This is a genomic window from uncultured Mailhella sp. (genome assembly GCF_905187505.1).
Classification (GTDB): Bacteria; Desulfobacterota; Desulfovibrionia; order Desulfovibrionales; family Desulfovibrionaceae; genus Mailhella.
This window is the reverse complement of sequence record NZ_CAJJIC010000099.1, coordinates 1-8,745: the sequence shown is the minus strand read 5'-3', so window position 1 is coordinate 8,745 and position 8,745 is coordinate 1. Positions and strand designations below refer to the sequence as shown.

The 8,745-nt window shown below is 59.4% G+C and carries 8 protein-coding genes; 3 read left to right on the top strand and 5 right to left on the bottom strand.

The features are described 5' to 3' along the window. From QZZ60_RS08845 to cadR, 5 genes are all read right to left on the bottom strand, one after another. On the bottom strand, nt 1–764 hold a 764-nt coding region (locus QZZ60_RS08845; RefSeq protein WP_295640607.1), incomplete at its 3' end, for an ABC transporter permease. Next, entirely contained in the window at nt 761–1,807 is a 1,047-nt protein-coding gene (locus tag QZZ60_RS08840) for an ABC transporter permease (protein WP_295640605.1), read from the bottom strand. The genes QZZ60_RS08840 and QZZ60_RS08845, both read right to left, overlap by 4 nt. A 146-nt stretch (nt 1,808–1,953) precedes the next feature. Continuing rightward, nucleotides 1,954–2,523 (bottom strand): hypothetical protein, encoded by a 570-nt coding sequence (locus QZZ60_RS08835; RefSeq protein WP_294446196.1) that lies wholly within the window; start codon nt 2,521–2,523, stop codon nt 1,954–1,956. 15 nt (nt 2,524–2,538) lie between these two features. After that, nucleotides 2,539–3,153, bottom strand: coding sequence for a hypothetical protein (locus QZZ60_RS08830; protein WP_295640603.1), 615 nt, complete (start codon nt 3,151–3,153; stop codon nt 2,539–2,541). 212 nt (nt 3,154–3,365) lie between these two features. Further along, a complete protein-coding gene (gene cadR / locus QZZ60_RS08825; protein WP_295640601.1) occupies nt 3,366–3,848 on the bottom strand; it encodes a Cd(II)/Pb(II)-responsive transcriptional regulator in 483 nt (160 codons plus the stop codon). Between the two features lie 469 nt (nt 3,849–4,317). Between cadR and QZZ60_RS08820 the strand changes: the two genes are divergently transcribed. The 3 genes from QZZ60_RS08820 to galU all read left to right on the top strand — a co-directional run bounded on the left by QZZ60_RS08820 (nt 4,318) and on the right by galU (nt 8,498). After that, nucleotides 4,318–6,432, top strand: a complete 2,115-nt coding sequence (locus QZZ60_RS08820) for a heavy metal translocating P-type ATPase (protein ID WP_367119412.1) — start codon at nt 4,318–4,320, stop codon at nt 6,430–6,432. A 306-nt stretch (nt 6,433–6,738) separates the two neighbouring features. Further along, on the top strand, nt 6,739–7,131 hold the full coding sequence (locus tag QZZ60_RS08815) for a NifB/NifX family molybdenum-iron cluster-binding protein (RefSeq protein WP_295640597.1): 393 nt from the start codon (nt 6,739–6,741) through the stop codon (nt 7,129–7,131). 500 nt (nt 7,132–7,631) lie between these two features. Further along, on the top strand, nt 7,632–8,498 hold the full coding sequence (galU, locus tag QZZ60_RS08810) for a UTP--glucose-1-phosphate uridylyltransferase GalU (protein ID WP_295640595.1): 867 nt from the start codon (nt 7,632–7,634) through the stop codon (nt 8,496–8,498). The last annotated feature ends 247 nt before the right edge of the window (nt 8,499–8,745 follow it).

Below are 8,745 nucleotides of genomic sequence, written 5' to 3'. Positions count from 1 at the left end.
CCCAGCACCGTGATGAGAATGGCAAGGCCCGGATACAGCGAGAGCCAGGGAGCGATTTCCAGCGTGTTCTTGCCGTCCATGAGCATGTTGCCCCAGCTTGCGTCCGGGGGCTGCACGCCGAGCCCGAGAAAGCTCAGGGATGACTCCACGAGAATGGCTCCGGCGACGCCGAGCGTGGCCGAAACGAGCACGGGAGCAAGGGCGTTCGGAAGAATGTGCACGAAAAGCAGGCGGGTCGTGGAGGCTCCGGCCAGCTTTGAGGCTGCTATGAAGTCCCGTTCTCTGAGGGAAAGCGTTTCCGCCCTGACGAGGCGTGCCACGCCCATCCAGGACGTGAGCCCTATGACGACCATGATGTTGGTGAGGCTCGGTTCCAGAAAGGCAATGACGGCAAGAATGAGGAAAAACGAAGGAAAGCAGAGCATCACGTCCACGCCGCGCATGATGAGTTCGTCCGTCCAGCCGCCGAAGTAGCCGGAAGCAAGGCCCAGCACGATGCCGATGGCCGTGGATATGCCTACGGCGACAAAGCCCACCCAGAGAGACACGCGGGCGCCGTAGAGCAGACGGGAGAAAACGTCGCGGCCGAGTTCGTCGGTGCCGAGCAGATGCTCGGATGAGGGCGGCATGAGAATCTGATCGAGGTTCAGCGCGGCGGGATCGAATGGAGCTATCCAGGGAGCGAGCAGCGCAAGCGCGCTCATGATCAGCACGATGACCAGTCCGGTAAGAAACATACCGTGTCTTTTCAGGCTGAGAGTCATGATCTGTCCTCCTGCCGGGCCGTGGAGCGTATGCGGGGATCGGCAAGGCCGTATCCTGCGTCGGCCAGCATGTTGCCGAGCAGCGTGAGCACGGCGCCGAGCACGAGATTGCCCATGATGAGCGGATAGTCCCGGGCCATGACGGCCGCATAGAAAAGCTGGCCGAGACCGGGCAGGGCAAAGATGGTTTCAATGATGACGCTGCCGCCGATGAGACCGGGAATCGAGAGCCCGAGCATGGTGATGACGGGCAGAAGAGCGTTGCGCAGGGCATGCCGGCCTATGACGAGTCTTGTGGGCAGTCCCTTGGCCCGGGCCGTGGTCATGTAGTCCTGACGCAGCACTTCCAGCATGGATGAGCGAAGAAAGCGCGACGTGCCTGCAATGCTTCCGACCAGCCCCACAAGTATGGGCAGCGTAAGATGACGGGCGATATCCAGCGCCTTGCCCAGAGGAGAGAGCTGCGCATAGTCCAGAGACGTGAGCCCGGAAAGGGGAAGCCAGCCGAGATCTATGCCGAAGTAGAGCATGAGCAGCATGGCCAGCCAGAAGCTGGGCATGGCGAAGCCGAGAAAGACCAGCACCGTGAGGGCGCGATCGAGCAGTGTGCCACGCCGCACGGCCGATATGATGCCTATGGGAATGGATACAAGCAGCGTGAGCAGCAGGGATATGACGTTCATGCCCACGGTAAGGGGCAGACGTTCCATGATTTTTTCCATGACGGGCCGGGCGTCGCTGGAAAGCGATATGCCGAAGTCGAGTCTGACGAGACGGCTCAGCCAGTCCACGTACTGTTCCCAGAGCGGTCTGTCGAGTCCGTAGAGCGCGTTAAGCCTCTCGCGCACCATGTCCCCCGCCAGCGGGTTGAGACTGGTCTGCATGTCGGTGGGCGTCCCCGGGGCCAGATGTATGACGAAAAAGCTGACCAGCGTGATGCCCCAGAGCACCAGCAGCATCCAGAGCGTCTTGCGCAGCGCCCGGATGGCCAGTGCCCTCCAGCGTGAGGCGGTGCTGCCGCCGCGATTGGGAGCGTCTTTCATAGTCCTCCGTTCCCGGAAGATCGGGATTCGTTATGCGGAACGGCCCGGACATGGATCTTCGACGCCGGGTCGGACGGGCGTGTCTTGCGGTCAGGCCTTCGGAGCGCGCCGACGTCGGCGCGCTCCGAAGGCCTGACGAGAAGGCGTCAGACGCCGGGCTGCATGGCGCCCTGACTGATGTCGTGCCGCATCCATTCGGCCACGGCTGCGGCCTCCTTCTGCCAGGCGGCGGGAGCGAGGCGAAGCGCAAGGAATTGCCGGAACATTTCATCAAGCATGTCCAGCGCCTGATCGATAAGATACATTTTTTCAAGGAAAAGAGCGTCCGGATCTTCCGAAGCGTCTTCCTTGGCTATGGGGGGCGTGCGCAGGGAGTTGACGCTGAAGTCTTCGGCCTTCAGGGTCACCTGCCAGTCCATGCCGTCCTTTTCCAGCCGCACGAGAGCCCGCACCACCTGCTTGCCGGTGAGCAGGCCGAGTCTTGCTTCCCGCAGGGGAGAAAAGGATCCCACGACGGTGGCGGTTTCCTGATTTTCGCCTTCCCCTCCGCGAACCACAATGCGCTGCTCCATGGCAACGGTGAAGGGTTCACCGGCGTGGTCCGCCGATTCCATGCGGAAGACGTTGCCCGTTTCGCTGCGGAACCACAGCCAGGTAAGAAATTCCTGTCCCAGAATGAGGTCGGTGTTTTCTCCGATGTAACCGATGTCTGCCATGTTCGATGCCTTTTGTTAAATGAAGTGCGTGGATTCCACGGCGTCGAGCTTGTCGGCGCACTGTTCACCGAGCATGGAGAGCGCCAGAGCACAGGGAACGAGTTGTTCCAGACGCAGATCGAAGCTGCGGGTGAAAAGTTCAAGGAACAGCTCGATCATCTTCGTCTGCGTGGAAGCAAAATAAACGCGTCCGGTACGGGTGTTCCAGATGACCTGAAATTCCGCGGGAATGGGCAGAAAGCGTCCCATGAGGCGCAGCTTCACCTGTTCGCCTATCTCCTTTTTGCGGTCGCGGGGAATGAATTTCTTTCCGAGTTCCTTGATGCGGGCTTCTTCTTCGCGAAGGGCGATGCGCGTATGCTTGCGCAGCACGGCCGGAGGAATGCGGCGGGTGTCGAGGCGGAGGGAGAAGGTCAGATAGTCGGCCTTTTCAGGCGGGCTCAACTTCCATTCCGTGTCGAGCATGTCATCGAAATTGGTCCAGCCGAAGGCTCGCTCCTCGGCAATGTCGTCAATGTCCATGAAGGCGAACTGACGGAGCTTTTCGGGAATGGCGGCCCACAGTTCGGCGGGAACGTCGTCAAGGATGCGAAAGCGCGTGAAGCTGGTGCTGGCTTTGAGAAAACTCATGTGTTCCTTCCTTTTGAAGCAGTGCGTCTGCAAGGGAATTTCAAGGGCTGCACTGCCTGAACGCTGCAGAAGCCCCCGAATTTTCCCATGAACGGAAGGAAAGGCCGGGAGAGTGCTGCAGGCCGGGCAATGGTACGACAAGCGGGCAGCGCGTGCAAGCGGGGGAGAAGGGGACGCCGGGTGCGTCGGGCGGGAGGGAAAACGCGGAATTGTCAGCCGTTCTGTTTCGCCTTCCGTTTCGACGCTTCACAGGTCAGATCGTTCAGGTGGCAGTGCTCTTCGTTGCAGCAGGCGCAGGGGGAACCGTGATCCAGCGTATCTATGATGCCGCAACTCTGCACATGATCCCCCGCGCAGGTGTGCCGCAGCGCCTCCAGGTGTGTCTTGAGATGCTGGAGCGAGGCTATCTGCCGCTCCACGTCGGCAATGTGTCTGTCCACCAGATCGTTGATCCACGCACAGCTGACCGTGGGATGATCCTTGAAGGCGAGAAGGCTTCGTATCTCGGCCAGATTCATGCCGTGAAGGCGGCAGCGGCGGATGAAGTGGAGCCTTTCGACGTCGCTCTCGTCATAAAGACGATAGTTGGCGCTCGTTCGTTCGGGCTGGGGAAGCAGCCCTTCCTTTTCATAGTAGCGTATGGTGACGACCTGACAGCCGGAAAGTCTGGCCAGTTCTCCAATTTTCAGAGGCATGAGGATACTCCTTGTCGAGGGTGCCGAGTGGCGATGGTAGGTCCGACAGCGCGTGAGTCAAATGCTGTTTTTGGGTTATTTGTTGAAAATACAGGATGTTTTCTTTTTTAAATGCTCCTGTGACAAAGATTTTCAAAAATTTTTTCGGAAACGCTTGACTCTATAGCTACTATAGACACTACGTTGATTTTCAGCAAGGAGAAACAACATGAAAGGCAACAATATATGTTCCTCATCCGGTCAGGCCGGCTGTGCCTGCGCCGATTTTGCTCTGAAGGTCTACTCCCCTGAAATGCACGAGGCGGAGCATCAACACGGCCATGAAGGTCATGAACATCATCACGACGCATCCGGTCACGATCATCATTGCGGCTGCTGCTGCGGTCATGAGCACGAAGCGCCGCAGCCCGTGGACGGAGCTCTGGCGGATCTCGCCTCGGACACGACGGCCGTGTATCTCATCAAGAACATGGACTGCCCCATGGAGGAGGCTCTCATCCGCAAGAGACTCGCCTCGGTAGAAGGCATCACCGGGCTTGAGTTCAACCTCATGCAGCGTGTTCTGACCGTGCGGCACGAGCTGCCGTCCACCAGGCCCATCGAGGAGGCCCTCGCTTCCATAGACATGATTCCGGAACCGGTGGTCGCCGGTCGGGAGGCGACGCCCCGCAGGGTGGAGTCTCCCCGCATTCCCTGGAAGAGGCTTGCGCTGGCTGGTCTTTTTGCGGCGCTTTCCGAAGGCGTGGAGTTTGCTCTGGAATGGGGCGTGCTTTCCCGTCCGTCCGAAGGTTTTTCCCTGGTGGCGTCACTGCCGCTTCTTTTTGCGGTGGCGGCCATACTGCTCGGCGGGCTCGGCACCTACCGCAAGGGGTGGCTGGCCGTTTCCAATTTCAATCTCAACATCAACGCGCTCATGTCCGTGGCCGTGACCGGCGCCGTGATCATCGGTCAGTACCCGGAAGCGGCCATGGTCATGGTGCTGTTCAACGTTTCCGAAGCCCTTGAGGCGCGCGCCCTCGACAGGGCCCGCAATGCCATAAGCAAGCTGCTCGCACTTTCTCCCGAAAGGGCGACGGTGCTTCAGGCCGACGGTTCGTGGGCAGAGGCTGACATTCGTCAGGTGAGCGTCGGCAGCCGCGTGAGGGTCAGGCCCGGTGAAAGGATAGCGCTGGACGGCGTGGTCCTTTCCGGTCACTCCGCCGTGAATCAGGCACCCATCACGGGTGAGAGCATTCCCGTGGAGAAGGGCGAGGGAGATGCCGTGTTCGCCGGTACCATCAACACGTCGGGATCGCTTGAATTTGAAGTGACGGCCACGGCTTCAAACACCACGCTTTCGCGCATCATCCACGCCGTGGAGGACGCACAGGGGCGTCGTGCTCCCATGCAGCGCCTTGTGGACAGCTTTGCCAGATGGTACACGCCCGCGGTATTCCTGCTCGCGCTGCTCACGGCCGTGATTCCGCCGCTGTTCATGGGACGGGAATGGATGGATTCCGTGTATACCGGACTCGTGCTGCTCGTCATCGGCTGCCCCTGCGCGCTGGTGATATCCACCCCCGTAAGCATCGTCAGCGGCATGGCGGCCGCTACAAGAAGCGGCATACTCGTCAAGGGCGGAATGTTTCTGGAACAGGGGCGTCTGCTGCGCTGTCTCGCGCTCGACAAGACGGGCACGCTTACCTGCGGCAAGCCGAAGCTGACGGACATGGAAGCCATGGACGGTCATGACGTGCGGGAGGATCTGCGGCTCGCCGCCAGTCTCGCCGCCCGTTCGGACCATCCGGTATCCCTTGCCGTGGCTGAAAGGGCAGGAGAGGACGGCGTGAGCCTTGTGAACGTGGACGAGTTTGAGGCTGTGGTCGGACAGGGCGTGCGCGGCATCATGAACGGCGAGCGCTTCAGCCTCGGCAGCCTCAGAATGATGAGGCTGGCGGGTCTCTCCTCCGATGAGCTTGAGAGATGCGCTGCCGGATTTGAGGCGCAGGGCAGAACGGTGGTGGCTCTGGCGGATGAGAAGAACGTTCGCGCGGTGTTCGCCGTGGCCGACACCATTCGCGAGAGCAGCCGGGAGGCCGTTCGCGAACTGGCAGAGCTGGGCGTGCATACGGTCATGCTTACAGGCGACAATGAAAAGGTGGCGGGAGTCATTGCCGCACAGGCAGGAGTGGACGAATTTCGCGGCAATCTTCTGCCCGAGGACAAGCTGGATGCCGTGGAGGCGCTGTCGAAGCAGTGGGGCACTGTGGGCATGGCCGGCGACGGCATCAACGATGCTCCGGCTCTCGCCAGGGCGGACATAGGCTTTGCCATGGCAGGCAGCGGAACCGACACCGCCATGGAGACCGCGGACGTGGCCCTCATGGATGACGACCTTCGCAAGATTCCGAGATTCATCCGGCTTTCCCGGGCGACGTATGCCATTCTCGTGCAGAACATCGCTCTGGCCCTCGGCGTGAAGGCTCTGTTCTTCCTGCTGGCCTTTACCGGCAACGCCACCATGTGGATGGCCGTGTTCGCCGATGTGGGTACGGCACTCATCGTGGTGGCCAATGGTCTGAGGGCAGCAGGGACGAAGGCCTGAACCTGGAGCAGCTTTGCTGTTTCCTGAGAAATTCATGCTCCGCGGGCCGTGCAGAAGGGCGTCAAAGGCCTGCGGGGCATTTCGGCCGACGTGCCGCAGCAACGCAGGCGGATGCGGAAAATGGCGCGTCCTCTTGATGCGGCCCGTGGAAAGTAGTATTTGCTTGGGTGAGCAGAATTAAGGGCCGTTCCGCAGACAAAGCCCGGGGTCGGAGAACATGGTGCGGATATTCCGGAAAGCGGGGATGCATTCGGCATGTTTTCCGTTCCGCAGGTCTGCCGGAGGTCATTCAAAAGGAGTTTCATCATGTCCGAAGCCATCCTTGTTGCCGTTCCCTCCAACGCTCCCGCCGGTCTTGATGCCGTCCCCAGCGCTCATTTCGGTCATTGTGACGCCTATACCGTGGCCCGCATTCAGGACGGGCGCATTCTTGACGTGAGCGTCGAGTACAACGAAGGGCATGAGCAGGGCGGCTGCATCGTGCCCGTGCAGTCGCTCTCGGACAAGGGAGTCGGCGTTCTCATTGCCGGAGGCATGGGCATGGGACCGCTCAATGCCATGCATCAGATGGGAATGCGGGTTTTTTACGCCTCCGGATATTCGAGCGTGAAGGATGTGCTGCAGGCCTACATTGACGGAAGACTGCAGGAATTCGGTTCCGGCAATCTGTGCAGGGGCGGATGCGGCCACCATGCCTGACTGTGGGCGACGGTGATGTCGCAAATTTGTTTTTTTCCGAACAAGACCTCGGAGAAGCGCACGCTTCTTCGGGGTCTTTCTTTATGTCCGGCAGCAGAAGCATGGATGCGGAAGGTTCATTTTGATGATGATGCAGGAAGGCAGGCGTTATGATGAACCGTTTTGGAACGCTGAAAAAGAAAACAACGCTTCACGTCATACTCTCAGTTTCAGACATGAATTCCGAGGGAAGGCAATGTTTTTTTTGTTTCATTCTTTTTACAATTGCATGAACATATGGACGTAAGCGGAAAAAAAGTGTAAATTGAAGACAAAAGAAGGCATGGTTTGCGTATGTGGCTGATAATGCAGCGGAAGACGCATCATGTGACAAAAATGACTTTCATCGTGGTTTGCTTGCGCGACAGCGTATGCCGCGCGAGTTCTTGAGCGGAGCATTCCGCGTTGTTCTGGAAAGCGGCCGATGCCGCAAAAGTTTTCCAAGGTTCTGTGAGGTCGTCATGAAAGTAAGCAAGGTCGTTCTTCCTGTCGCCGGATGGGGTACACGTTCTCTTCCTGCCAGCAAGAACATTCCCAAGGAAATGCTGCCCATCTATAACAAGCCGGTCATCCAGTACGTTGTGGAAGAGGCCGTGCGTGCAGGCGTGCAGGAAGTCATTTTTGTGACGAATCGTCATAAGTCTGTGGTGGAAGATCATTTTGACCGCAACATCGAGCTGGAGGAGCTTCTGGCCGAGGCCGGCAAGATCGAGCAGCTCAAGGCCGTTCAGGAAGCCGCCAGCATGGTGGACGTCATGGCCGTCCGCCAGAAGCAGCAGCTGGGCCTTGGTCATGCCGTCGGCTGTGCCAGATACATGGTGCAGGAAGACTATTTCGCCGTCATGGTGGGCGATGATTTCATGGTTGGGGACAACGCCGGACTCGTGCAGCTCGTGCAGGCGGCGGAAAAGTACAACATGCCCACCATCGGCGTGATGGAAGTGCCTGCCGACAAGATTGACAAGTACGGCATGGTGGCCGGTGAAGAAGTGGAGGAGGGCATATACCGCATTACCGACATGGTGGAAAAGCCCGCCGTCGGTTCCATGAATTCCCGTCTCGCCATCGTGGGCCGCTATGTGCTTCCCCGTGAAATTTTTGATTACATCGCTCAGGTCAAGCCCGGCAAGGGCGGGGAGATCCAGCTTACCGACGCGCTTGCCAACTACATGAAGGACAAGGGCATGCTCGCCGTGAAGATGAAGGGACGCCGCTTTGATGCCGGCGACTGGGTCGACTATCTGACTGCGGGAATCTACTTCGGCCTTCAGGACAAGAAGCTGCAGGAACCTCTGCGTGCCGCACTGAAGAAGCTCCTCGAACAGTAGTTCTGCTTCAGGCATGACATCAGGGGCGCGCACGGCATTTTTTCCGCCGTGCGCGCCCCTTTCTTCATGGAACGCGTGCGTTGCGCAGCATTCCGGCGACGCCGCGGGCGGTGCCCGGGAGAAAACGTTGCCGGCAGGAACGCCATGAGTGTCAGGAGCGGGCTGCGGCAGGCGGGAGACATGACCGTGTGCGGGTGCGGCGTCTGGCAGAGACCGCAGGAGCTTTGCCGTTCCGTTTTTTCGGAAA

Excerpts from the sequence above, each read along its gene's own strand:
- QZZ60_RS08820 (WP_367119412.1), top strand. The coding sequence starts at position 4,318 with ATGGACTGCCCCATGGAGGAGGCTCTCATCCGCAAGAGACTCGCCTCG.
- QZZ60_RS08815 (WP_295640597.1), top strand. The coding sequence starts at position 6,739 with ATGTCCGAAGCCATCCTTGTTGCCGTTCCCTCCAACGCTCCCGCCGGT.
- galU (WP_295640595.1), top strand. The coding sequence starts at position 7,632 with ATGAAAGTAAGCAAGGTCGTTCTTCCTGTCGCCGGATGGGGTACACGT.
- QZZ60_RS08835 (WP_294446196.1), bottom strand. The coding sequence starts at position 2,523 with ATGGCAGACATCGGTTACATCGGAGAAAACACCGACCTCATTCTGGGA.
- QZZ60_RS08840 (WP_295640605.1), bottom strand. The coding sequence starts at position 1,807 with ATGAAAGACGCTCCCAATCGCGGCGGCAGCACCGCCTCACGCTGGAGG.
- cadR (WP_295640601.1), bottom strand. The coding sequence starts at position 3,848 with ATGCCTCTGAAAATTGGAGAACTGGCCAGACTTTCCGGCTGTCAGGTC.
- QZZ60_RS08830 (WP_295640603.1), bottom strand. The coding sequence starts at position 3,153 with ATGAGTTTTCTCAAAGCCAGCACCAGCTTCACGCGCTTTCGCATCCTT.